Consider the following 23,421-nt stretch of genomic DNA (forward strand, 5'->3'; position numbering starts at 1 on the left):
ACCCACGAAGTTGAGGAGGGGCAGGTCAATCCATCATGTCTACAAGCCAACGCCATGTTGCTCTAAGTTTGAACTTCACTCGATACGCATGCCTCTCTAACTCAATGGGCTGAGGTATGCTCGCCCTATCCCCCTTTTCTCCTTATCCTTCATCTCTTTTTATGCGTAACCATGTAAGGTTAGTACAAGAACAGCCACTAACTGGCATTGCTAAACATATACCGACACGGATGACGCTATGCCAACACCTTTAGCGGCGCGTTTGCAGGCACTGGAAAACACTCTGCAACAGACGAAAATCGCTTACAAATCGCTTTCACCGATGGCGGACACAGGGCTTGCCCACGATCATGTGTGGGTACATCGCGATGGCGATGATTGGGTCGCACGGCTGCCCAAGCAGAGCCAAATGAACTTGGCCCCGGCCGAAAACTTGGCATATGAAGCCGCGTGCTACGAACGCGCCAGCCTGGGAGGCCAAGTACCCCGCTTGCATGACATCTTGCCCGTGAGCGATGCCCTACCGCGTGGCGGGCTGCTGGTCGATGCCATTGAGGGACGGTTGGCGCAGCTGCCGCAGGATTTACCACGTATCGCAGAGACCCTGGCAAGCCTACACCGCTTACCGCTACCTGAGCATCCCGAACCACTACTAGCGCCTGCTGACTCATGGCAGGCCATGTGTGAGGAAGTTAGCCGCCAGGCCAAGTGGCTGGAAAAGGCCGACTTGGAGCCCGATGTCATTGCCCGTGTTCGCGATGAGCTGGAGGCACTGCCCACCACGCTGCCCGATGCCGAGCGCTGCTTGATCAGCTTTGATACCCACCCTGGAAATTTTCTGATCACTGCAGAAGGTAGCGCGATGTTGGTGGACTTAGAGAAGTGCCGCTACGGTCTGCCAGGGATCGATTTAGCCCACACCTCGCTTTACACCTCGACCACCTGGGACGTTAACAGCCAGGCAGTGCTTACTCTGGAAGAGGTCGTCGCTTTTTATCAGCGTTGGCAAGCGCATGCGGGTAAATCACCCAGCGCGGAAACACTGGTCGCCTGCCGACGTGCTACTTGGCTGTGGTCATTAACATGGTGTGCCAAGTGGCGAGCCCAGCATTTGCAACGCAAAGATGTCGAGTACCGTGGCCAGGATTGGTCAGCAGAACTCACCGATGCTGACGTCATTGCCCATGTCCGCGACCGGGTCGAGCACTATTTATCACTGCCGATAATTGAGCATGTCCATAATGAACTTCTCCACCTAAAAGAATCTCTATAACCAACTGATTTTAAAAGGTGTACGATGAAACCACGCACCACCCTAACGACCGCTGTCGCCACTGCCATGTTGTCACTGGCGCTGCCCGCCATGGCTGCCCCAGATCCCAATGATTGGGATGCCGTACTGCAAGCTGCCGAAGGTCAAACCGTTTACTGGAACGCCTGGGGCGGTGACAGTCGCACCAACCGCTATATCGCTTGGGTGTCCGAGCAAATGCAGTCCACGTATGGCGTCGATGTAGAGCATGTAAAGTTAGATGACACAGGCAGCGCCGTTGCTCGAGTACTGGGTGAAAAGCAGGCTGGTAACATGGATGATGGCCGCATCGATCTAATCTGGATTAACGGCGAAAACTTCGCCGCCATGCGCGAACAGGACCTCTTATTTGGCCCCTTTGCCGAATCTCTGCCTAACTTCGCCTTGACTCACCCAGCTGAAAATCCAGAAGTGGTTACCGACTTTACGTTGCCTACTGAAGGCTATGAGTCTCCTTGGGGAAAAGCACAAATCACGTTCTACTACGACAGTGCTCAAACCGAAACGCCGCCGCAAAGTATTGCGGATTTGCTGGAGTGGGCCAAAGATAATCCTGGCCAATTTAGCTATCCACGTATTCCCGATTTCACCGGTAGCACCTTTTTAAAACAGGCGTTAATTGAATTATCAAATCAAGATGACGCCCTTTATGCGCCAGTGGTTGAAGCGGAGTTTGCGGAGATCACCGCACCATTGTGGGATTATCTGGATGAGTTACACCCTTACCTGTGGCGCAGCGGCCGCAGCTTCCCGGAATCGGGCCCTAACCTGCGCGCATTAATGAGCGATGGCGAGCTCAGCTTAGCTTTCTCCTTCTACTCGACAGATGCCGCCGTCGCGGTGATGGAGTATGAACTTCCAGAGAGTGTGCGCAGCTATGTGCTGGAAGGCGGCACCCTAGGAAACGTTCACTTTGTCGCTATTCCCTATAATTCTCCCCATAAAGCAGGCGCGATGGCACTGGCCAACTTTCTGCTTTCACCTGAAGCGCAAGCCCAAAAGCAGTCGCTTAGTATGTGGGGCGATCGCACCGTATTGGCAGTCAGTCGGTTAGATGAAAACGACAAGGCACTCTTCGAACAAGGTGAAAGCCATCCATCTGCGCTGCCTGCCGATGCACTTTCCAATACCCTGGCCGAACCTCACCCCAGTTGGATGACGGCGCTACAGGATGCGTGGCTTAAGCGTTATGGCGTTAATTAATTGATCCTGCGGCTAGCCTCTATACTGCTTATTGCACTTTTGGTTATTCCAGTAAGTGCGGGGCTTGGCATGGTGTTGTTGCCTGCCTTTGGCTATTTACCGGTGCTCGGGGCGGACACGTTTCATCTGGAAGCATGGCAAGACCTATGGGCGCACGCTGGTCTCCACCGCTCCGTACTGCTGAGCTATTTTAGCGGTCTGATCACCGCCTTGGTGGTACTATTTATCGTGGTGCTGTTTCTGGCGGCTAGCCAAGGCACCTGGATTGACCGTGCCATTCGGCGAATGGTCTCACCACTACTGGCCATTCCCCATGCAGCCGTGGCCTTTGGCTTAGCTTTTTTGATTGCGCCTTCAGGGTTGCTGGTGCGCTGGGCGTCTCCTGGGCTCACTGGGTGGGAGCGCCCACCTGATCTGCTGATCGTCAACGACCGGTTTGGGCTGGCGCTAATGGCGGGCCTGATACTCAAAGAAGTGCCCTTTTTGCTGTTGATGAGTTTAGCTGCGTTACCTCAGTTACGTCCTGAACAACGTGTCACTCTTGCGCGCTCGCTGGGCTACGCGCCCGGCATTGCTTGGCTGAAGTGCGTTTTCCCAGCGCTCTACCCACTGATTCGCTTGCCGGTTTATGCCGTTATTGCCTACGCCACTTCGGTGGTGGATATGGCGTTGATTCTTGGCCCCACTCTGCCACCAACGTTGAGCGTTTCGGTGCTCACCTGGTTTAATGACCCCGATTTAAGCCGCCGCTTTATGGCGTCTGCCGGTGCTGTGCTGCAGTTCGGCGTTACCCTAGCGGCACTACTGACTTGGTGGCTTGGCGAACAAGGAATCAAACGTCTCTGCCAACGCTGGTTGGCCAACGGCTCGCGGGCATCAGGGGCAACGGCGATTGCGTTTGGCGGCCGTGCGTTGCTGCTAGCTGCCACTTTGCTAGCGATCAGTGCGCTGGCCGGGTTGGCACTGTTTTCAGTAGCGGGCTTTTGGCGCTTTCCGGATGCGCTACCGGGTACATTCACACTGGATCATTGGCAGCGCATTCTGCCCAGCGTAGCAACACCGCTGATCAATACGCTGAGTGTAGGGCTAACCGCGACGCTTATCGCCGCGGTACTGGTCGTGGCAACATTGGAGCATGCAGCGCGCCATCACTTGCCTGCATGGCGTGCTCAATGGCTACTTTATTTACCGCTAATTGTGCCTCAAGTGGCCTTTCTGTTTGGCTTAGTGGTCGCCGCTGAGAGCGTTGCCATCCGCCCTCAGCACGCCTTGGTGGTGGCCGTTCATTTGTTGTTTGTGGTGCCGTATCTCTATTTATCGCTGTCAGAGTCCTACCGGCGGCTGGACTCACGCTGGGTTCAGGTGGCACTGTCGCTGGGTGTTCCACCCTGGCGAGCTTTCTGGCAAGTGCGTCTGCCACTGTTATTGGCCCCGCTACTTACCGCCTGCGCAGTCAGCTTAGCCGTCAGTATTGGCCAGTATTTGCCAACACTGCTGCTGGGTGGTGGTCGCGTACCCACCATCACTACCGAAGCTGTTGCCATGGCTTCTGGCGGCAATCGAAGACTAGTGGCGGTATTAGCGCTGTTGCAGGCGCTACTGCCGTTTATTGGCTTTAGTCTGGCACTCATGATTCCCCGCCTTGTATGGGCAAAACGCCGCCAAATGCGAGGAGTTGCATGACCCAAAATCTTCAACCGCTGCACATCAAACAGATGACGATCACGCTGGCAGGCGAAACGCTGCTGGCAATGCACCGTGACATAGCGCCTGGCGAAGTATTAACCGTGATGGGCCCTTCCGGCTCAGGCAAGTCTACCTTGCTGGCCTATCTGGCGGGCTTTTTGTCGCCTGCCTTTCAGGCTCAAGGTCAACTCTATCTGGGCGATAAACGCCTGGATACCCTGCCCGCCGAACAGCGTGGCATTGGCCTGCTGTTTCAGGATCCGATGCTATTTCCCCATTTAAGCGTGGCTGGGAATTTACGCTTTGGCCTGCCACACCATGCCAACGACAAACGCCAGCAAGTTGCCCAAGCGTTGAATCAAGTGGGGCTGGAGGGCTTTGAAAACCGCGATCCGGCGACCCTTTCCGGCGGCCAGCAAGCTAGGGTGGCGCTGATGCGCCTGCTGCTTTCACAGCCCCGTGCCGTGCTGCTGGATGAGCCGTTTTCCAAACTGGACACCGCACTGCGCCAGGAAATGCGTACGCTAGTGTTCGGCCAGCTTCGCGAAGCGGGCCTGCCTACACTGCTGGTTACCCATGATGAAGCCGATGCCAATGCCGCCGGAGGGCCAATCATTGCCCTTGGTTAACCCTGGCGCTGAAACGCCGCAACTCAGTATCATTATCCCTATGCTCAATGAAGCAGACGGCATTCAAGCTGCCCTGGCGCCTCTGCAAGTGCTGAGAGAAGCAGGCACGGAAATCATTGTGGTCGATGGGGGAAGTACCGATGACAGCATGGCGTTAGCCACTCCGCTAGCGGATACGCTACTGACGAGCGCCCCTGGCCGGGCACAGCAGATGAACCTGGGCGCAGAACACGCGCGCTCAACAGCGCTGCTATTTTTACATGCTGACACCCGGCTCCCCGAAGGGGCCTGCAAGCTGATCTTCCAATCGCTGAACACGAATTGCTGGGGGCGGTTTGATATTCACCTTGAGGGAAAAAGCCGCTGGCTGCCGCTCGTTAGCCTTCTGATGAACCTACGCTCACGGCTGAGCGGTATCGCCACCGGCGACCAGGGCATGTTCCTACGCCGAGCGTCTTTTGAAGCGGTCGGCGGCTTTCCCGAACAACCGTTAATGGAAGATATTGAGCTAAGCAAGCGGCTAAAGGCAGTTTCTCGCCCCGCCTGCCTACGTGCCAAAGTGATAAGCTCAGGCAGGCGCTGGGATCAGTTCGGCGCCTGGAAAACGATTTGCCTGATGTGGCGACTACGTTATCGCTACTGGCGCGGCGTCAGCGCCACCCAACTGGCCAAGGAGTATCGCAATGCCCGTTAAGTCACCGGTGCTGCCCCATTTACATCTACTGGCCAAAGCGCCACTGCCAGGGCAGGCGAAAACGCGCTTAATTCCTTGCCTAGGGCCAGAAGGTGCGGCACAAGCCCATGCCACCATGGTTCGCCACTGCGTTGCCACCGCCTGCCAAGCACTGGGATCGCAACACGTCACGCTATGGACCTCCTTAGAGCATCAGCATCCGTTGTTTGTGGAGCTGCAGTCTCACTACGGCATTTCGCTCGCCACTCAACGGCAGGGCGATGTGGGAATGCGCGTCCGGCATGCACTGAATAGCACACAAGGTCCATCGATGGTGATGGGCACTGATTGCCCTAGCATCACCGTTGCCATGCTTAGGCGGTGCAGTGCGGCGCTTAAAAACGTGCCCGTGGTGATTTTACCTGCCGAAGACGGCGGCTATGGGTTGATCGGCACTCATGACGATCATCCTAGCCTCTTTGAGGATATCCCTTGGGGAACCGAGCAAGTGCTCCAGGTCACTCGTCAGCGGCTTGCCGCGCTGACATTAGAGGCCATCTTTCCCGACACCATGTGGGATATTGACCGCCCAGAAGACTGGCAGCGCTGGCAACAAACGCTGAAGCACGCAAACAGTCTGTAAGGATTCCGCCCTTTACGTCACTGTTACTGAACGAATGTTCTGCTGCTAACACCACCTTGCCCCAACGGAGCCTGCCATGAACCGCCAGCGCCTGCTGATTATCACCCTGCTGCTACTGGCCGTGCTGGGCTTTTACGTGAGCGGTGCCCATACGTTTTTCACCTTGGAAACCCTGCAAGCTTATCGCAGCGATTTCCAGGCTGCATTTCAGCAATCCCCTTGGCAGGTTGCGGGCATTTTCTTTGCGCTGTATGTGGTCATGACGACACTATCGCTACCCGGCGCGACACTCCTCACTCTGCTGGGTGGCGCGCTGTTTGGCCTCGGTTGGGGGCTGTTAATTATCTCCTTTGCCAGCACCATCGGCGCAACGCTAGCCTTTTTACTCTCACGGTTCCTGTTTCGACAGCCGATTGAAAAGCGTTTTCCGCGCCAGTTCGATACGGTGAATCGTGGCGTTGATAAAGATGGTGCGTTTTATCTCTTCACCCTTCGCTTAGTGCCGATATTCCCTTTCTTTATGATCAATCTGGTGATGGGCTTAACGCGGCTTAAAACAGTCACCTTTTATTGGGTAAGCCAGCTAGGCATGCTGCCCGGCACGGTGGTTTACGTAAATGCGGGCGGCCAATTGGGTGAACTTGAAAGCCTGGGCGGGATTATTTCTCCTGGGCTTTTGGCCTCGTTTGCGCTGCTGGCCATATTCCCTTGGATAGCTCGCCGTATTGCGCTACAGGTGCAAAAACGCAATGCCTATCGTGGTTTTAAGCGTCCATCCCGGTTTGATTACGACATTGTGGTCATCGGCGGCGGCTCGGCGGGTCTCGTCACTAGCTACATCGGCAGCGCCGTAAAAGCTAAAGTAGCGTTGGTAGAAAAGCATAAGATGGGCGGTGACTGCCTGAATACCGGTTGTGTACCTTCAAAGGCGCTAATCCGCGCCGCCCGTGCTGCTCACGACGTGCGTACAGCACATCGCTTTGGCGTTAACGCTGGCGAGCCGGAGATTGATTTTGCCAAGGTGATGAAGCACGTACACCAAGCCATTACTGATATTGAACCCCACGATAGTGTCGAGCGTTACACTAAACTGGGCGTTGAGGTGTATCAGGAGCACGCCACTCTGACGTCTCCTTGGGAAGTTAAGGTCGGTGATAAAACCCTGACCGCCCGCCATATTGTGCTAGCCACTGGCGCACGCCCCCACGTGCCATCGCTTCCAGGTATCGAGCATGCACCACTGCTCACCTCAGAAAACCTGTGGTCACTCACGGAACTGCCTAAACGCTTGGTCGTACTCGGCGGCGGAGCAATTGGCTGCGAGCTCAGCCAGAGTTTTGCCCGTCTGGGCAGTCAGGTCACGTTGGTGGAGGGTATTCCACAGTTGCTAGGCCGAGAAGACCAAGACGTAGGCGAACACGTTGAGCGCACGCTTACCCAGGAGGGCGTTAACGTAATGACCGGCGCCAACGCCTTGGAAGTAAGCCAAGATGGCCTCGGACATCAACTGGTGGTAGAGCACAATGGCCAGCGCATCACCATCGAATTTGATTATTTGCTCGTCAGCGTTGGCCGCCAAGCTAATATTGAAGGACTGGGTCTGGAAGCGTTGGGAATCACCACCACCAACACTGGCACGCTGGAACTCAACGAGCGCCTGCAAACTCGGCTGCCTAACATTTGGGCTTGCGGCGACCTAGCAGGCCCCTACCAACTCACGCATGCCGCTGCCCATCAGGCGTGGCACGCAGCCGTCAATGCACTGTTTGGTGAATTAAAAAGCTTCGCTGTAGATTATCGCTTTATGCCTGCTGTCACCTATATTCAGCCGGAAGTAGCGCGGGTCGGGCTCAACGAAAAAGAGGCCACCGCTAAGGGTGTGGCATTTGAAGTCACCCGCTATGCCATGAGTGAAAGCGACCGCGCCATTGCCGAAGGCGCGACCGAAGGATTTATCAAGGTGCTTACCGTGCCCGGTAAAGACAAAATCCTTGGCGCGACCATCGTGGCGGAAAACGCCGGAGAATGGCTAGGAGAGTTCACCATCGCCATGAAGCATGGCCTGGGGCTTAACAAGCTACTGGGCACCATTCACCCCTATCCCACCCTTGGTGAAGCTGCCAAGGCCACTGCTGGCATGTGGAAAAATGCCCATAAACCCGAGCGTATTCTCACCTTGTTGGAGCGTTATTTCCGCTGGCGGCGTGGCGCGGAAAAATGACACCCTCCATGAAAGATCTCGTACTGATTGGCGCGGGCCATGCCCATGCCTTCGTGTTGGAAGCCTTTGCTCAGCACCCAGATCCGTCAATCGCTATCACCGTGGTTAGCGACAGTGCGCTGTCAGCCTATTCTGGCAGCGTGCCAGCGTGGCTGGCAGGGGAATGCACGCTACGCGAAACACAAATTGATGTAGCGGCGCTATCTCAACGGGCAGGCGCTCTCTTAATCACCTCGCCTGCAATGGCTCTCGATCCCACTAAGCGCCAGCTAACGCTAGCTAACGGCGAGGCAATCCATTTTGATGTGGCCTCATTTAACGTGGGCTCTACGTTAAGGCTGCCCGAACAGTCGTTTCTCGACAAGCATGACGAACAAAGCCCCTACTTGTTGGCGATGCGACCGCTTAGTTCACTGCATTACCGCTGGCAAGCGCTAAGAGAGAAAGTCGACCAGCTTCCCCGGGGGTCTACACAGCGGGTGGTAAGCGTAGGCGGCGGCGCGGCAGGCTGTGAAACCTTAATGAGTGTGCTGGCGCAGCTGCGCCAACAGCGTTCAGATATTACTTGGCAAGGCGCGCTTGTCAGCGCATCAACAACACTGCTACCCGACGTAGGTTGGCTGCCCCGCTGGCTAACCCAACGCGCTCTGCGTCGAGCAGGCGTTACGGTGTTGCACGGTGTCCGCGGCCAGGCGCTAATAGCAGGTGGCGTCCAAACCTCTAAAGGCGAACTGATTGACGCGGATATCGTGCTGTGGGCTACCGGTGCCGTTGGCCAACCTTGGCTGCAAGACACCCCGCTGCCGCTGGAGAAGCGGGGATTCATCCAGGTGAATAAGACACTTGAGGTAACGGGCCAGCCGGGGCTTTTTGCCGCGGGTGACTGTGCAGCGTTCAATCAACCACGGCATTCTTCTCCACTGCGCTCTTCTCTACTACCCAAGGCCGGAGTTTACGCCGTGCGCCAGGGACCAGTGCTGGCGGAGAACCTGCGCGCCGCCTGTCACAATGAACCGCTGGCCGAGTGGAAGCCACCAAAACGTGTCCTGGCTCTAATTGGCACTGGCGACGGCCATGCGATTGCCAGTAGAGGCGCCATCGGTTTCTCAGGCCGCTGGGTATGGGAATGGAAAAAGCGGATTGATGCGCGCTTTATTGCCCGCTTCAACCCGCCTTTTAAGCACTAGATAACTGCGATCAGATGCTAACTGAAGGCTTAGTTAGCTTCGCGCCAGCCGCCTAATACGCGGCTATCTGGTCCAAAAAACACCAGCCGATCATGGTCGATGAGGTAGCGATAGGCCGTATCGAGCATATCTGTTACCTGCTTGGCGTCTTCCATATTGGGGCAAGCCATGCGTGTCGAGGCGAGCTGGCTAAACTCGATACGTTGATTTTCACCCAACTCCACACTGCCGGTAAATCGGTTACAACCATCCGAACCGCTCACGCTGCCGTCGCGTCCAATTTGAAAGAATGGCGTATTGGGTAACGATACCCGCTCATCGGTACCTACGAGCAGTAAATTCCAACGCTGATCGACTATCGGGCCTGACAGCGACACGTTTTCCGGCGCTGCCGTGCTCTCTTGCTCTGGTGTACTGCTACACGCACTGATTAATAGTGCGGTAGCGACACCGGCTAGCATTGCTCCAAATTTGACCGTCACTGTCTCATGCTCCTTATTGACAAATTACCAGCTTCCGCTGTTTTCCATTGACGCCCATGGCTCCTGAGAGGGCAACGCATCGCCTTTTTGCAGTAGCTCGACAGAAATACCGTCGGGCGACTTCACGAACGCCATATGCCCATCCCGCGGCGGGCGGTTAATGGTAACGCCGTTATCTTGAAGCTTTTTGCATAGCGCGTAAATATCGTCAACGCGATAGGCCAAATGCCCGAAGTTACGCCCGCCGGAGAGCTCTTCTGGATCCCAGTTATAGGTCAACTCAAGCTCTGGTGCCGCTAAGCGTTCGGAGCGCGCTTCATCTTCCGGCGCGACGAGAAAGACCAGCGTAAAACGGCCCTTTTCATTTTCTTTGCGACGCACTTCTTTCAACCCTAAAAGATCGCAGTAAAAATTCAACGATGCATCTAAGTCGCTTACCCTTACCATAGTGTGCAAAAACTGCATGTCATTCTCCCTCCATCATTACTGAGTATATTCGCTAAAGATAGCGGGGGTGCTGTCGTTGCGGGTCCAGCTGAGAACAGCGTAATCATCCACCCGCCCGGTTTCCATGCCCGGAGAACCATGCGGCATACCTGGCACAGTTAACCCGATAACGTTTGGCTGTTCTTCTAGCAGTCGCTTAATATCTGCGGCGGGTACATGGCCTTCTATCACGTAACCATCAACGATGGCTGTGTGGCAAGATGCTAGTTCTGCAGGAACGTTATTGGCTACTTTGACTGACCGAAGATCGCCGTCACGGTGATGGTTTACAGTAAACCCGGCTTCTTCAAGATGGCTTACCCATGCACTACAGCAGCCACAGTTAGGATCGCTGTGCACATCAATCGTAGGCGCTGCCAAAGCGCTTAGCGAATAGGCAGCAAGAAGGCTGCCCACTAGACCTTTAATTAGACGATTTCGTGACATTTAAAAACCCTCTTCACCGACATGTACAATAATACCTAGCTTACTTGGAATACGGGGCCGCCCCAAGGAGACCTACGTGGATTCAGTCACACAAGCAGCCCTTGGGGCCGCCATAGGTGGTGCAATATTAGGTAAACGACTGGGTCGCAAAGCCATAATAATGGGTGCAGTGCTCGGCACGCTGCCCGATCTAGACGTGATGCTTGATTATGGCGATGCAGTGGCTAATGTGACTGAGCACCGCGGTTTTAGCCACTCCCTATTTGTGCTGACTGGCTTAGCCACGATAGTGGCGCTACTGTGCCAGCGTTTCATACCTGCGCGTGATATCAGCCTGGGGAGATGGTGGTGTTTTTTCGTTCTCTGTCTGACAACCCACCCGGTACTTGATTCATTTACTACTTACGGCACTCAGCTGTTCTGGCCACTGGATATGCCACCCATAGCGTGGCCTATCGTGTTTATTATCGATCCTTTTTACACCCTACCGCTGCTGGTTGCGTTAACCATCGCTATTGCCGCCAAAAAAGTGCGTAGGGCTTGTACGATCGGATTAGTCGTATCCAGCATGTATTTACTACTGGCGGCAGGCGCGAAATGGAGCGTTGAGCAACGCTTAGCCCCAGCACTGGCGGACGCTGGCTTACAGGCAGCACCGGTATTGATTCAACCGACGCCGTTTAATATTGCACTGTGGCGCGCGACGGTTATTGACGGAGATCGCTATTTTGAGAGTTTGATCAGCGTATTTGATAATCAGGACGCACCAACGCTTGAACCTATAAAGCGCAACGTCGCACTTGAGAAAAGCGTGCTAGCCAGCCCACTTGGCCAACGGCTGACATGGTTTACTGGCCCCTTTCTACGCTATGACACGCTGTTGATCGATGGTCAGGAAACGCTAATCGCCACCGATATTCGCCTTGGCTTTCCAGGCTTTCATCCGTTCAGTTTTACCCTGGCAACGTGGAGAGATGGTTCTTGGCACCCTGCCGACATAAGCGAGCAACTAGAAACCTCCCGAGAGCCTAGACTGGAAATACTTTCAAGGCTCGCTGCCAGGGCTATCGGTGATAACACCGCACTGTGTGCCAGCGACTTTATTGAAGCACAATGGCGTGCCGAGCCTTCGCTTTACCATTGCTGACACATCAGTGGACTCAAAAGACCGTGCCAACTAAGGAGCGATGCCCTGACCACAGCCTTTGTACTGCTGCCCGCCGATGGTCAATGTGACTCGAGCGGGATACGGCTGGCCTTTCATGTCATCAAAACAGGCTCCCGACTCAATGCGTACACGGAAAAACTCCTCTGCGTTGGCATTTTCAATCACCACTCTGCCCGCCTCATTGTCCATGACGCTTACCATATAGGGCATGATTTGCGTCTCGCTGCCATAGCCCGTTGTCCAGGTCATCATCGGTGCGTCATGAGCTAGCTCAATCGACCAGCCCGGCTCATTACCACGCCCTAGAAACATCACACCAGGATGGTCAGCGCGGGTTGCTGCGGCTCGGCGCTGCCCCTGTTGGCATTGCAACTGACCACGCGGTGTTTCAACCTGCGCTTGATCGCCACGATTCCAGAAGCTGATCTCACCATCTTGATAGCGCGCACCGCTTGCCACAATCGCTTCCGGTAAACGCCAGGCACCATGTAGTGACCAAAGACGCAGGTTATCGTCGTTCACCGCGGTGACCAAGTTCTGGTTTGCGGGCTGACACTCCCAAGCGTCAAAATGAGCCGCGCTGCCTGGGAATAGCGTAGCGGGCAGTAGCGGTGCACTGCTGTGTACGGTTGTTTTGGACACTCCAGCAGCAGAATTAGCAGGCGTTGTCCCAGTATTTGCACAGCCCGTCAATGCAACCGTGGCCGTTAGCGCAATCAAACCGGTTAACCGATTAGGTGAGTAAGTCATGCATTCTGCTCCCTGTTGTCATCACTGTTGTTACCGTTACCGCTATCACAATCGTTACCACTATCGATGTTATGCCTTTGATCATCATAGGCACCGTCAATGGCGTCTAGTTAACGCTCGGCGTCGCTCTTCTTAATAAATAAATTTCACTTCAATTAGCGACGCTTAAATGCTTTTAAGTCCTGCGGGTCAAAACTGTCAACCTGGGCTGGCAGCCCCAGCTCTTCGCGCTTTAACTTTATCTGCATTTTTTCAGCTAGGCGTTCAGAATCATCATCGGTAGTACGGCCGTTAAGTTCAGCGAGCTGCGTCATGCCTTGATGGTAAAATGTCACAATATCCAGCGCTACACGATTATCTTCCTCCACGCCGCGGCGCAGTGGCTGCAGGTAGCCACTAATCTGAGAAAGGTGGTGCTTGAGCTGCCATACATAGCGCATTTCAACCATCCATGGGCGATCCTTAAGCACCGCAAACAGTACGCTGGTGGCCAATAAGCCAAGGAAGACCCCCAACCCATTGAGCCATAAAGTGCTGCCAAAAGCGGAAGTTAAAAGCATCGAAAACAGTAACCCGAAGACAATTAATTGCCCTGCCATGGCAATACTGATCATTCGTGCCTTGCGCTGGTAACTACTGGGATTATGCTGCTCAAGGGTGAAAACCATGGCCAACCTCATCATAAAAAGTAGTCTCTTATGATACGGGGCTGGCCAGGGCAAACAAGAGATTATCAAGCTGCTGGAAGATGACTGGGTTAACTCATTCGCTCAGCAGCGGTTTTTAGCAATCGTTCCGTGGTTTCCCAACTAACACAGGCATCGGTCACCGATACGCCGTAGCGCATCGCGTTAGGCGACAACGCTTGCTTACCTTCAAACAGGTGACTTTCGAGCATTAGCGCCACCAAGTTGGCATCGCCTGCCTTGCGCTGCGCCAACACGTCGAGCAGCACTTCGCTTTGGCGTCGGTGATCTTTTCGCGCATTGGCGTGGCTGCAGTCCACCATTAAGCGAGGGTTCTGTCCGGCATCTCGTAAGGTATTCACCGCCGCTCGCACATGATTCGCCTGGTAGTTTGGCTCGCCATGACCACCTCGTAACACCACATGCGTATTGGGGTTACCAGCCGTTTCCTGCATGATCGGGCGTCCTTCATTATCCATGGCGAAACGCTGGTGGGAATGAGCCGCTGCCTGCATGGCATCAATGGCAACCTGAACGTCGCCGCTCGTCGCATTTTTGAACCCCACTGCTGCCGCAAGATCACTTGCCAGCTCTCGGTGTAACTGCGACTCAGTGGTACGAGCACCAATAGCGACCCAGCTCAGCAGATCATCTAAGTAGGGGGCTAGCATTGGCTGTAGAAGCTCTGTGGCCACCGGCAGCCCCCGCGTGGCAACCGCGTGCATAAGCTCACGAGATAGGGTGATGCCTTTTGACATATCACCACTGCCATCTAGCCCAGGGTCGTATGCCAAACCTTTCCAACCAACGGTGGTACGCGGCTTTTCTACGTAAACACGCATTACCGGTAATAGTTGCTCGCTAACTTCTTCGCTTAGCGCAGCCAACCGATCGGCATACTCTAACGCTGCCTCTGGATCGTGGACGGAACAGGGGCCGACAACCACTAATAAGCGCTTATCTTGACCATTCAGGATACGCTGAACCGCTTGACGCTGGTGGGCAATTTGCTCACCCAGTTGGCTATTGATAGCGACACTGCGGCGTAGCTCTGCCGGCAAAGGCAATGGCTGCGATGAGCTTGAGGGGCCGTTCGTTAATGACGCTAGGTTTGACAAGGTTGTGCAAGCTGGGCTGACATGGGCATTCATAACTTAACTCTCCGGAAGCGTGTGACATCGTGATAACAATAACTTGCCACCCAGGCTTGCACGGTCGGAGGTGGCAGCTTGCACCGACCGCGCGTCGCTAAATCGCCAGCCATAGCCATAACCGATATAGTTGGCAATATTGGCGAGCAGATTAGCGAGAGAGTTTGCGCGGTACATCATGATGCAGCTCCTTGATGAAATATCTGTGAAACCTGACTAGTTAAGCTAAATAAACAGTGAAAACAAAAGAAGCCTCGGTTGGGCTACCAACCGAGGCTTCTTTGCATGCGGCAGGCAACCTAGTCGGTGTGCCTGATGGCGCGACGCTACTGGTCGGCCAGGGGCACACCGTGGCTAAACCAATAGGCAGCATAAAAGAATGCAGCAACGCACGCCCAAGCACTAGTCGCCGATACCGGCCTTGCTTGTGTGTGGCATGTGCATTGTGCTGTGTGCATGGCTACATCCTAATTTACAAGTCTAATTCACGTTGCTCATCGAGAACGATGACATCTGAGTGTTCAATCCTGCCTGCATAGGAACAAAATGGCAACCATCAACCGCCAAACGCTTGTACCCAACCAATCGTTGCGGGCAGTGCACTCATGCTAACCAGGACCACAACACCGAGCACAATAGAAAGTAAACCTGATTCGTCTTTGAAGTTGTCGTCATGGTGGGCCATGAAAGCCTCCTTTTTTATCGGTATCGGTTATCGGCACATGCCGTGCGTCAGTTATCGGCCAATCATTTTAGTGAGGGCGAGGAGCGTAGGCAAATACATCCGAGAACATTCTCTCACTACTGATGTTTTTTCGCTCGAACACATCAGCACAGGCATAAACCATCCCCGGCGAGCCTGATAGGAAGATATCACAATCGCTGAGCGTCAACTGAGCCTTTGTAAGTTCGCTCTCAAGGGCACTTTCCAGCACTAGGTCAATGCGTCCTTGATGGTGTGATATTCGTTCACCAACCGCCAGCGGCTCGGTAAGCGGAAACTCTGTTACGGCTTGAAAAGCAACATTGGCATACTGTTGTGCCCATTCGCAGGCCAAGTCTTCGGCATACAGATCGCGGTGCTCGCGGTTTGCCCACCATAGCGAGATAGGCCGAGCGGGCTGCTGCCGTAGCGTCGCTTCTACAATGGCTTTCATCTGTGCAAAACCGGTGCCTGCCGCAACCAGCAGTAGCGGGCGCTCGCTTTCGGCGTCCAGCACACAGTCACCACTGGGTAAGCGTACGGTCAACTGGTTGGCCACCTGCAACAACTCTCTCAGGCGAGCAGAGTTATCCCGTTCAGGCCAGTGCTGAATATGCAATTCGATAATGCCATCGCCACGTTCAGCGCTGGCAATTGAAAACGGCACCCAGGTGTTATCGTCTAGTTTCAGCTCTAAATACTGGCCAGGCGCATGCTGCATGGCTTCTGGCCGCCCTTCCAGGGTCACCCCAAAGACGTCGGGATTTAAATCCTCAACGGCGGTTACCTGGCAGGTTAACGTCTTGCAAGTTGACGTGCTTGCGCTCATGAAAGCCTCTTTATGAAGAATCGTCCGACCTGCGCCACTGGGTTAGCCGTGGCGAGGTGTGGGTAACGGGATATCAATACCCAGCTCGTCCCAACGCTCGTCAACGCGGGTCTTTATCGAATCGTCCATCACGATGGGAGTCCCCCACTCTCGATCCGTTTCTCCTGGCCATTTATTGGTGGCGTCGAGCCCCATTTTAGAACCCAACCCGGACACCGGAGACGCAAAGTCGAGGTAATCAATGGGGGTATTTTCCACCATCACGGTATCCCGCGCTGGGTCCATACGCGTGGTAATTGCCCACATCACGTCTTCCCAGTTACGCGCGTCGACATCGTCATCCAGTACAATGACAAACTTGGTGTACATAAACTGACGCAGAAAGCTCCAAACCCCCATCATGACGCGCTTGGCGTGACCTGGGTACTGCTTTTTCATGGTCACGACGGCCATCCGATAGGAGCACCCTTCCGGCGGCAGGTAGAAGTCAACAATCTCCGGGAACTGCTTACACAGGATCGGCACAAATACCTCGTTAAGCGCAACGCCTAGAATAGCTGGCTCATCGGGTGGGCGGCCGGTATACGTGGAGTGGTATATCGCGTCCCGTCGCATGGTCATCCGCGTGACGGTAAAAACGGGGAAGTGATCGACTTCGTTGTAATAACCGGTGTGATCACCAAATGGCCCTTCCGCTGCCATATCGTCGGGGTAAATAAACCCTTCAAGCATGATTTCTGCAGATGCTGGCACTTCCAGGTCCGCATGTCCGCACCTGACAAGTTCTGTGCGTGAACCGCGCAGAAGCCCAGCGAACGCATACTCGGAGAGAGAGTCGGGTACCGGTGTGACGGCGCCTAAAATCGTTGCAGGGTCGGCCCCCAGTGCCACCGCCACAGGAAATGGCTCACCGGGATGCGCTTTTTGAAACTCAAGAAAATCCAGCGCACCGCCTCGATGGGAGAGCCAACGCATAATCAGACGGTTTTTAGCAATTTTCTGTTGGCGGTAAATACCGAGGTTTTGACGCTTTTTATGCGGGCCTTTGGTAATCACCAATGGCCAAGTCACTAGCGGCGCCGCATCGCCAGGCCAGCAGTGCTGGATCGGTAAACGATCTAAGTCAACCTCATCGCCTTCAAACGATAGCTCTTGTACCGGGGCCCGCTTAACGACTTTTGGCCCCATGCTTAGCACTTGCTTGAAAATCGGCAGCTTGTCCCAGGCGTCTTTTAGCCCTTTGGGCGGATCGGGCTCTTTTAGAAACGCCAGTAGCTTACCCACTTCGCGCAGCGCCTCTACCGAATCCTGCCCCATGCCCAGCGCAACCCGTTTAGGCGTACCAAACAGGTTGCCCAGCAGCGGCATGTCATGCCCCTTCACATTCTCAAACAGCAGTGCGGGGCCACCAGCACGCAATGTCCGGTCACAAATTTCGGTAATTTCCAGATAAGGATCAACTTCTGCTTTAATTCGCTTAAGTTCACCCTGCGCTTCAAGTGCCGCAATAAAATCGCGCAAGTCGTGGTACTTCAAGGCACTCTCCCCAAGGCACTTCCCCGGCTGTCAGACATTTATCGCTAATGCTTGGCCGTAATGCAGCGCCTAGCGGCGCTTCATCGCTTCAAAGAACTCCAGATTCGTCTTGGTATCCTTCAGACGGTCAATCAGGAACTCTGTAGCAGCCGTGTCTTCCATTGGGTTGAGCAGCTTGCGAAGAATCCACATGCGCTGCATTTCATCTTCAGACGCCAGTAGGTCTTCACGCCGAGTACCGCTGCGACGGATATTGATCGCGGGGAATACGCGTTTCTCAGCCAGCTTGCGGTCAAGGTGCGCTTCCATGTTGCCGGTGCCCTTGAACTCTTCGAAGATGACTTCGTCCATTTTCGAGCCAGTATCGACCAGTGCAGTGGCAATAATCGTCAGGCTACCGCCCTCTTCGATATTACGTGCAGCACCGAAGAAGCGTTTCGGCTTCTCGAGGGCATGAGCGTCCACACCACCAGTTAGCACTTTGCCGGAGCTGGGCACTACGGTGTTGTAGGCACGCGCCAGACGGGTGATGGAGTCGAGCAGAATCACCACGTCCTTCTTGTGCTCTACCAGACGCTTGGCTTTTTCGATAACCATTTCTGCAACCTGCACGTGGCGGGCGGGTGGTTCATCGAAGGTCGAGGCGACCACTTCGCCACGCACGGTGCGTGACATTTCGGTCACTTCCTCAGGACGCTCATCGATCAGCAATACAATCAGATGGCACTCAGGATTGTTGCGCGTAATGGACGTCGCGATGTTCTGTAGCATCAGTGTCTTACCCGCTTTAGGCGGTGACACCAGCAGACCACGCTGACCTTTACCAATCGGCGCAGTCAGGTCAATGATGCGCGCGGTAAGATCTTCGGTAGAGCCATTACCAATCTCCATGCGCAGCCGGTCGTCTGGGAACAGCGGCGTTAAGTTCTCAAAGAGAATCTTATGCTTGGCATTTTCCGGACGATCAAAGTTGATCTGGCTAACTTTGAGCAGGGCAAAGTAGCGCTCACCTTCTTTAGGCGGGCGGATTTTGCCGGAAATGGAGTCGCCTTTACGCAGATTGAAACGACGGATCTGAGACGGCGATACGTAGATATCATCCGGTCCAGCGAGGTACGAGCTGTCAGCGCTACGCAGGAAGCCGAAGCCATCCTGAAGGATTTCCAGCACACCATCGCCATAAATATCCTCTCCACTTTTAGCATGCTTTTTGAGGATGGCGAAAATGATGTCCTGCTTGCGCGAACGGGCTAAGTTGTCGATACCCATCTCGCGGGCGATATCGAGCAGCTCGGGAACGGTTTTTTGCTTGAGTTCAGTGAGATTCATCGGTGTGTTAGAAAGTTGCTCATGAAAGCTGGGCGACAAGCGCCGGGAATAAGACAGGAGGCGTGACCTAAAAGTAGGGCTAAGCGCCGAGTGATGCGTTCAGAACCCCATCTAGGCACACACTCAGATACTGAAAGCTAGGCAGTCTTGAAGTAAATGCCAATAAAGGAGTAACGGCATCAACGACTGCTTAACGTGAGGGTGCTAATAAACTAGTTAATCTGATCGGCACAGAAAATGCTGTTTCAGCGGGTTATCTGACGACTTGGACATCTGGCTGATGCCATTGGATACGTACTGCTCGGAATACCCGAGTAATACGCCTGTTTAATAGGCAAACAAGTTAACTCGGATCAAGCCAGTAGTTCGATGGTAGTCAAGGCCCGCGATAAACGCAAGTCTTTGACAATTGACAATACTAATAAGGCACCGCAACCTTGGCATAGCCACTAGGAAGGAACGCCCATGCCCAAGGAAATTTCACTCCCTCTCACCGCGCCGTCGGCTGAACTGGATAACACTGAACCACAGCGCTTAGCCGCCATCGACCTGGGTTCTAACAGCTTCCACCTGCTGGTCGCTAACTATCAAAACGAGCGCCTTCAAGTCGTTGCCAGGATGGGTGAAAAGGTTCAGTTAGCCGCTGGGCTAGACGAGAACGGCTATTTAAACGAGGCAGCCATGCAGCGCGCGTTGGACTGTCTAGGCCGTTTTGCACCCTTTCTCAACGACATTGAGGATGCCAATCTGCGCATTGTCGGTACGAATGCGTTGCGCGATGCCTATAACAGCCAAGCGTTTATCGAGCGTGCCGAAGCGCAGCTTGGCCACGCTATCGAAATTATTGCTGGCCGCGAAGAGGCCCGGCTTATTTATTTAGGCGCCGCCCACGCGCTAGCCGAAAATGGCCGCCGCTTAATTGTTGATATCGGCGGCGGATCGACGGAATTTATCATTGGCGAAGCCTTCGAGCCCAAAGCACTTGAGAGCTTACGCATGGGCTGCGTCACCTTCAGCAGCCGCTTTTTTCCTGATGGCGAAATTAGTGAAAAGCGTATGCGTCGTGCTGAGCTGTCTGCCCTGTCAGAACTGGCCAACATTCAGCGTCCCTACCTACGCCTTGGCTGGGATGACCCCGTGGGCTCTAGCGGAACGATAAAGGCTGCCGCGAGCGTGTTATATGCTTACGGCGATTCGCCCCAAGAAGGTGTTATCACCCGTAGTGGATTGAAAAAGCTGCGTGAACGCCTACTAAAATGCAAACAGCTGGAGAAAGTTGAGCTAGATGGTCTAAAGCCTGACCGAGCAAAAGTCTTTCCAGCAGGTATCGCCATTTTAAACGCTATTTTTGAAGCCTTTAATCTTTCCCAAATGCGCTTTGCAGACGGCGCCCTGCGCGAAGGAGTGCTTTATGACATGGCAGGACGGAATAGTGCGGAAGATACCCGTTCTAAAAGCCTAGATGCATTGAAGCGGATTTATGATGTTGATTCTCGGCAGGCAGAAAATGTCGCCGACACGGCCCTTCGCTTATTCAATAAAGTAAAAAAAGCCTGGGGGCTAACCCAAGAGCAAGGCCATTATCTTGTCTGGGCAAGTCATGTACATGAAATTGGCTTGGCTATCTCTCATAGTCAATTCCATCGCCACGGCGCCTATTTGCTAGAACATTCCGACCTGGCTGGCTTTTCACGCCCTGAGCAGCGTCTACTGGCGTTTTTAGTGCGCGCCCATCGACGCAAGTTTCCGACTAAAGAGTGGCAGGCGCTGCCCGCCTCACACCAAGAAGGCTGTGCCAAACTTGCTCGCCTGCTGCGCCTTGCCGTGCTTATTAATCACTCCCGGTCTGAAAATCCCCCGCCGCTACCAGAGATTAACGCAGAGGGTGAAGCGCTGCTGATGACGCTACCAGCCAGCGACGAACCGACGCTGTTAAGTACCGATATGGAGCAGGAACAGGCCTATATGACAGCGGCTGGATTTACGTTTTCGGTTGCGTAGAGGTAGAGGCAAGAGCAACGCCTTCAGCCTGCCACAATACGTCGGCAGGCGGCTGAATAACGCCCAGGCATGACTCACCTTCCATTACTACAATCAAACGCTCACGTTCCCAGGGCGGCACTCCCCGCTCTTGGAGCAAGCGTTTAACGTCACGCCGTCCACGCTCTTTTAACGCCACCACTTCACCACCACGTCGCCAACGCAACGTTACGCGGCGCGGCGGTGCCAGCGATACTTCCAGCACGCCCAAAGGGGTTAGTTGCCCTGGCGCGCCTTCCCACTCGACTTCCCACTTAGGCAGTGGCTTAAGCGGTGCCATGAGATAGAGACGGCGTTGCCAAATCCGTGCGTCTACTCCTGGCCATTCAACCTTCACCTGGGCGTCGTTCACTGCGCCTAACTGCGCTAGCAGGCTTTCAAGGCGTTTTTGCGGGGGGGTTGGGAGCGCTAGCTGCTTACAAAGCGTACGCACCAGCAGCCGCTGGCGAGGTAAGGAGCGTTGACTAAGCAGCGTAGCATCCATGCAGTGCTCTCCGCGCATCAGCGTTGCCAGTTCTTCCGCGGCATAGGCCGCCAACAGCTGGTCTGCCTCACCGGCATGCTGGGCGCTATTGGCAAGGGCTCGTGCAGCACCAGGCCAACGTAGCTGTAATGCTGGCATCACCTGATGGCGTAAACGATTGCGATCAAACGCGATGTCTCGGTTTGTTGGGTCTTCGCACCAACTAATTGATAATCCATGCGCCGCATCAGCCAACGTCTGTCTGCTGACACTCAACCAGGGGCGCAGCAGAGTGAGCCCCTGCCACTCGCGGCGAAAAGGCATACCCGCCAAGCCACGCACACCACTGCCACGCAACGCGGCCAGCAGTAGCGTCTCTGCTTGGTCATCTTGGTGCTGGGCTAGCCATAGCGTATCGCCAGTGGGAATATGCGCCATAAACGCTTGGTAGCGCGCTCGCCGCGCCGCCCCCTCGATGCCCTCGCCCTGAGCGTCCACAGCAACGTTGGCCGTCACTAGTGATACACCAAGCGTATCGCACAGCGTTTGACAATGCGCTTCAAAGGCGCTGGCTGCCGCCTGTAGGCCATGGTTAATATGCATCGCCCGCAGCGGACGACGTGCGTCCCGGCAAACCTGAGCGGCCAACGTTAGCAGCAGCGAAGAGTCTAGCCCACCGGAAAGCGCGACCCAAATAGTACGCCCCGGCGGGGTCTCCGCCAGGGCGTCATTCAGTAAACGTAACAGCGGCTTAAGCGGCTGGGGCGCCATAGCTCATCAACCGTTTATAGCGGCGCTCTAGTAGCGCATCGCTATCAAAGCTTTGCAGACGCTCCAGACTATTAGCCAAAGCCTCTTTAACGCGCTCAGCCGTCGTCAGTGGATGGCGATGAGCACCACCCAGCGGCTCTTTAATTAGCTCATCAACAAAGCCAAGCTCTTTGAGGCGCTCAGCAGTGATCCCCATGGCTTGAGCGGCGTCAGATGCTTTTTCAGCGCTCTTCCAAAGAATAGACGCACAACCTTCCGGAGAAATAACCGAATAGGTGGAGTACTGCAGCATATGCAGCTCGTCGCACACACCAATCGCCAGCGCGCCACCAGAACCACCTTCCCCCACTACGGTGGAGATAATCGGTGTTTTCAGGCGTGACATCACCGCCAAATTATACGCAATGGCTTCCGATTGCCCGCGCTCTTCCGCATCGATCCCTGGGTAAGCCCCAGGCGTATCGATAAAGGTTAGGATGGGCATTTTAAAGCGTTCGGCCATTTCCATTAGGCGGCAGGCTTTACGGTAGCCTTCTGGGCGCGGCATGCCAAAGTTGCGACGTACTTTCTCTTTAACATCGCGTCCTTTTTGATGCCCAATGACCATCACCGGCTGATCATTCAAACGCGCAACGCCTCCGACAAGGGCTGCATCATCGGCAAAGTTGCGGTCGCCGTGAAGCTCATCAAAGTCAGTAAAAATATGCTCAAGATAATCCAGCGTATAAGGGCGCTGCGGATGGCGAGATATTTGGGAAACCTGCCAGGGGGTTAAATCTTTGAAGATCGATTCGGTTAACTTACGGCTTTTTTCTTCCAGCCGAGATATCTCATCGGAGAGATTAACCTGGCTATCGGAGCTGACCAAACGCAGCTCCTCAATTTTTGCCTGAAGCTCGGCAATGGGCTGTTCAAAATCGAGATAGTTAGGATTCATCGGCTCTGCCTGTAAGCTGCCTATAAAAAAAGAAGCCTTGTCGAAACGGGCATGTATGGGGGCATTATCGCACCCTGAACCTGCCACGC

The 23,421-nt window shown here is 54.6% G+C and carries 23 protein-coding genes; 10 read left to right on the forward strand and 13 right to left on the reverse strand.

Annotation, left to right across the window (positions count from 1 at the left end):
- Positions 1-238 precede the first annotated feature (238 nt).
- From INT19_RS05035 to INT19_RS05070, 8 genes are all read left to right on the forward strand, one after another.
- Positions 239-1,273 carry a phosphotransferase family protein gene (locus INT19_RS05035; RefSeq protein WP_193059946.1) on the forward strand — a complete coding sequence of 345 codons (1,035 nt, stop codon included), beginning with the start codon at positions 239-241 and terminating at the stop codon, positions 1,271-1,273.
- Between the two features lie 24 nt (positions 1,274-1,297).
- A complete protein-coding gene (locus INT19_RS05040; protein WP_193059947.1) occupies positions 1,298-2,515 on the forward strand; it encodes an ABC transporter substrate-binding protein in 1,218 nt (405 codons plus the stop codon).
- Entirely contained in the window at positions 2,516-4,198 is a 1,683-nt protein-coding gene (locus tag INT19_RS05045) for an ABC transporter permease (RefSeq protein WP_193059948.1), read from the forward strand.
- Positions 4,195-4,830: an ATP-binding cassette domain-containing protein gene (locus INT19_RS05050; protein ID WP_193059949.1), complete on the forward strand. Its 636-nt coding sequence runs from the start codon at positions 4,195-4,197 to the stop codon at positions 4,828-4,830. The genes INT19_RS05045 and INT19_RS05050 overlap by 4 nt, the downstream gene beginning before the upstream one ends.
- Positions 4,796-5,524 carry a TIGR04283 family arsenosugar biosynthesis glycosyltransferase gene (locus INT19_RS05055; protein ID WP_193059993.1) on the forward strand — a complete coding sequence of 243 codons (729 nt, stop codon included), beginning with the start codon at positions 4,796-4,798 and terminating at the stop codon, positions 5,522-5,524. Before INT19_RS05050 ends, INT19_RS05055 begins: the two co-directional genes overlap by 35 nt.
- Entirely contained in the window at positions 5,514-6,146 is a 633-nt protein-coding gene (locus INT19_RS05060; protein WP_193059950.1) for a TIGR04282 family arsenosugar biosynthesis glycosyltransferase, read from the forward strand. Before INT19_RS05055 ends, INT19_RS05060 begins: the two co-directional genes overlap by 11 nt.
- A 76-nt stretch (positions 6,147-6,222) precedes the next feature.
- Positions 6,223-8,367 carry an FAD-dependent oxidoreductase gene (locus INT19_RS05065; protein WP_193059951.1) on the forward strand — a complete coding sequence of 715 codons (2,145 nt, stop codon included), beginning with the start codon at positions 6,223-6,225 and terminating at the stop codon, positions 8,365-8,367.
- Positions 8,364-9,554 carry an FAD-dependent oxidoreductase gene (locus tag INT19_RS05070; protein WP_193059952.1) on the forward strand — a complete coding sequence of 397 codons (1,191 nt, stop codon included), beginning with the start codon at positions 8,364-8,366 and terminating at the stop codon, positions 9,552-9,554. The genes INT19_RS05065 and INT19_RS05070 overlap by 4 nt, the downstream gene beginning before the upstream one ends.
- Positions 9,555-9,583: 29 nt before the next feature.
- Here the strand turns inward: INT19_RS05070 and INT19_RS05075 are convergent, their stop codons facing one another.
- Genes INT19_RS05075 through INT19_RS05085 form a run of 3 tightly spaced genes read right to left on the reverse strand, consistent with a single transcriptional unit; the run spans position 9,584 to position 10,969 of the window.
- Positions 9,584-10,015 (reverse strand): META domain-containing protein, encoded by a 432-nt coding sequence (locus INT19_RS05075; RefSeq protein WP_193059995.1) that lies wholly within the window; start codon positions 10,013-10,015, stop codon positions 9,584-9,586.
- A 45-nt stretch (positions 10,016-10,060) separates the two neighbouring features.
- Positions 10,061-10,501 carry a lactoylglutathione lyase gene (gene gloA, locus INT19_RS05080; protein WP_193059953.1) on the reverse strand — a complete coding sequence of 147 codons (441 nt, stop codon included), beginning with the start codon at positions 10,499-10,501 and terminating at the stop codon, positions 10,061-10,063.
- An 18-nt stretch (positions 10,502-10,519) separates the two neighbouring features.
- Positions 10,520-10,969, reverse strand: coding sequence for a DUF411 domain-containing protein (locus INT19_RS05085; protein ID WP_193059954.1), 450 nt, complete (start codon positions 10,967-10,969; stop codon positions 10,520-10,522).
- Between the two features lie 76 nt (positions 10,970-11,045).
- Here INT19_RS05085 and INT19_RS05090 point away from each other — a divergent pair, with 76 nt between their 5' ends.
- Positions 11,046-12,116, forward strand: coding sequence for a metal-dependent hydrolase (locus INT19_RS05090; RefSeq protein WP_193059955.1), 1,071 nt, complete (start codon positions 11,046-11,048; stop codon positions 12,114-12,116).
- Between the two features lie 30 nt (positions 12,117-12,146).
- Here the strand turns inward: INT19_RS05090 and INT19_RS05095 are convergent, their stop codons facing one another.
- The 8 genes from INT19_RS05095 to rho form a co-directional block, all read right to left on the reverse strand.
- Positions 12,147-12,887 (reverse strand): MliC family protein, encoded by a 741-nt coding sequence (locus INT19_RS05095; RefSeq protein ID WP_193059956.1) that lies wholly within the window; start codon positions 12,885-12,887, stop codon positions 12,147-12,149.
- A 155-nt stretch (positions 12,888-13,042) separates the two neighbouring features.
- Entirely contained in the window at positions 13,043-13,555 is a 513-nt protein-coding gene (locus tag INT19_RS05100) for a DUF3087 family protein (RefSeq protein ID WP_193059957.1), read from the reverse strand.
- Between the two features lie 89 nt (positions 13,556-13,644).
- Positions 13,645-14,724, reverse strand: coding sequence for a 3-deoxy-7-phosphoheptulonate synthase (locus INT19_RS05105; RefSeq protein WP_226924481.1), 1,080 nt, complete (start codon positions 14,722-14,724; stop codon positions 13,645-13,647).
- 3 nt (positions 14,725-14,727) lie between these two features.
- A complete protein-coding gene (locus INT19_RS05110; RefSeq protein ID WP_193059958.1) occupies positions 14,728-14,904 on the reverse strand; it encodes a hypothetical protein in 177 nt (58 codons plus the stop codon).
- A 376-nt stretch (positions 14,905-15,280) separates the two neighbouring features.
- Positions 15,281-15,409 carry a hypothetical protein gene (locus tag INT19_RS19585; protein WP_264298868.1) on the reverse strand — a complete coding sequence of 43 codons (129 nt, stop codon included), beginning with the start codon at positions 15,407-15,409 and terminating at the stop codon, positions 15,281-15,283.
- A 67-nt stretch (positions 15,410-15,476) separates the two neighbouring features.
- Complete coding sequence (locus tag INT19_RS05115; RefSeq protein ID WP_193059959.1) at positions 15,477-16,256, reverse strand: NAD(P)H-flavin reductase; 780 nt, start codon at positions 16,254-16,256, stop codon at positions 15,477-15,479.
- A gap of 42 nt (positions 16,257-16,298) precedes the next feature.
- Entirely contained in the window at positions 16,299-17,792 is a 1,494-nt protein-coding gene (ubiD, locus tag INT19_RS05120; protein ID WP_193059960.1) for a 4-hydroxy-3-polyprenylbenzoate decarboxylase, read from the reverse strand.
- A gap of 69 nt (positions 17,793-17,861) precedes the next feature.
- Complete coding sequence (gene rho, locus INT19_RS05125; RefSeq protein ID WP_038481222.1) at positions 17,862-19,121, reverse strand: transcription termination factor Rho; 1,260 nt, start codon at positions 19,119-19,121, stop codon at positions 17,862-17,864.
- 465 nt (positions 19,122-19,586) lie between these two features.
- On the opposite strand from rho, the gene ppx reads away from it, so the two are divergent.
- On the forward strand, positions 19,587-21,122 hold the full coding sequence (gene ppx / locus INT19_RS05130; protein ID WP_089039216.1) for an exopolyphosphatase: 1,536 nt from the start codon (positions 19,587-19,589) through the stop codon (positions 21,120-21,122).
- Here ppx and tilS read toward each other — a convergent pair.
- Positions 21,103-22,395 carry a tRNA lysidine(34) synthetase TilS gene (tilS, locus tag INT19_RS05135; protein ID WP_193059961.1) on the reverse strand — a complete coding sequence of 431 codons (1,293 nt, stop codon included), beginning with the start codon at positions 22,393-22,395 and terminating at the stop codon, positions 21,103-21,105. The genes ppx and tilS overlap by 20 nt on opposite strands.
- Positions 22,376-23,332 carry an acetyl-CoA carboxylase carboxyltransferase subunit alpha gene (locus INT19_RS05140; RefSeq protein ID WP_038486504.1) on the reverse strand — a complete coding sequence of 319 codons (957 nt, stop codon included), beginning with the start codon at positions 23,330-23,332 and terminating at the stop codon, positions 22,376-22,378. Before INT19_RS05140 ends, tilS begins: the two co-directional genes overlap by 20 nt.
- Positions 23,333-23,421 lie beyond the last annotated feature (89 nt).

It is taken from the genome of Halomonas sp. 3A7M (assembly GCF_014897875.1).
Lineage (GTDB): Bacteria > Pseudomonadota > Gammaproteobacteria > Pseudomonadales > Halomonadaceae > Vreelandella.

Excerpts from the sequence above, each read along its gene's own strand:
- INT19_RS05035 (WP_193059946.1), top strand. The coding sequence starts at position 239 with ATGCCAACACCTTTAGCGGCGCGTTTGCAGGCACTGGAAAACACTCTG.
- INT19_RS05040 (WP_193059947.1), top strand. The coding sequence starts at position 1,298 with ATGAAACCACGCACCACCCTAACGACCGCTGTCGCCACTGCCATGTTG.
- INT19_RS05050 (WP_193059949.1), top strand. The coding sequence starts at position 4,195 with ATGACCCAAAATCTTCAACCGCTGCACATCAAACAGATGACGATCACG.
- INT19_RS05055 (WP_193059993.1), top strand. The coding sequence starts at position 4,796 with ATGCCGCCGGAGGGCCAATCATTGCCCTTGGTTAACCCTGGCGCTGAA.
- INT19_RS05060 (WP_193059950.1), top strand. The coding sequence starts at position 5,514 with ATGCCCGTTAAGTCACCGGTGCTGCCCCATTTACATCTACTGGCCAAA.
- INT19_RS05065 (WP_193059951.1), top strand. The coding sequence starts at position 6,223 with ATGAACCGCCAGCGCCTGCTGATTATCACCCTGCTGCTACTGGCCGTG.
- INT19_RS05070 (WP_193059952.1), top strand. The coding sequence starts at position 8,364 with ATGACACCCTCCATGAAAGATCTCGTACTGATTGGCGCGGGCCATGCC.
- INT19_RS05075 (WP_193059995.1), bottom strand. The coding sequence starts at position 10,015 with ATGCTAGCCGGTGTCGCTACCGCACTATTAATCAGTGCGTGTAGCAGT.
- gloA (WP_193059953.1), bottom strand. The coding sequence starts at position 10,501 with ATGCAGTTTTTGCACACTATGGTAAGGGTAAGCGACTTAGATGCATCG.
- INT19_RS05085 (WP_193059954.1), bottom strand. The coding sequence starts at position 10,969 with ATGTCACGAAATCGTCTAATTAAAGGTCTAGTGGGCAGCCTTCTTGCT.
- INT19_RS05095 (WP_193059956.1), bottom strand. The coding sequence starts at position 12,887 with ATGACTTACTCACCTAATCGGTTAACCGGTTTGATTGCGCTAACGGCC.
- INT19_RS05100 (WP_193059957.1), bottom strand. The coding sequence starts at position 13,555 with ATGGTTTTCACCCTTGAGCAGCATAATCCCAGTAGTTACCAGCGCAAG.
- INT19_RS05105 (WP_226924481.1), bottom strand. The coding sequence starts at position 14,724 with ATGAATGCCCATGTCAGCCCAGCTTGCACAACCTTGTCAAACCTAGCG.
- INT19_RS05110 (WP_193059958.1), bottom strand. The coding sequence starts at position 14,904 with ATGATGTACCGCGCAAACTCTCTCGCTAATCTGCTCGCCAATATTGCC.
- INT19_RS19585 (WP_264298868.1), bottom strand. The coding sequence starts at position 15,409 with ATGGCCCACCATGACGACAACTTCAAAGACGAATCAGGTTTACTTTCT.
- INT19_RS05115 (WP_193059959.1), bottom strand. The coding sequence starts at position 16,256 with ATGAGCGCAAGCACGTCAACTTGCAAGACGTTAACCTGCCAGGTAACC.
- rho (WP_038481222.1), bottom strand. The coding sequence starts at position 19,121 with ATGAATCTCACTGAACTCAAGCAAAAAACCGTTCCCGAGCTGCTCGAT.
- ppx (WP_089039216.1), top strand. The coding sequence starts at position 19,587 with ATGCCCAAGGAAATTTCACTCCCTCTCACCGCGCCGTCGGCTGAACTG.
- tilS (WP_193059961.1), bottom strand. The coding sequence starts at position 22,395 with ATGGCGCCCCAGCCGCTTAAGCCGCTGTTACGTTTACTGAATGACGCC.
- INT19_RS05140 (WP_038486504.1), bottom strand. The coding sequence starts at position 23,332 with ATGAATCCTAACTATCTCGATTTTGAACAGCCCATTGCCGAGCTTCAG.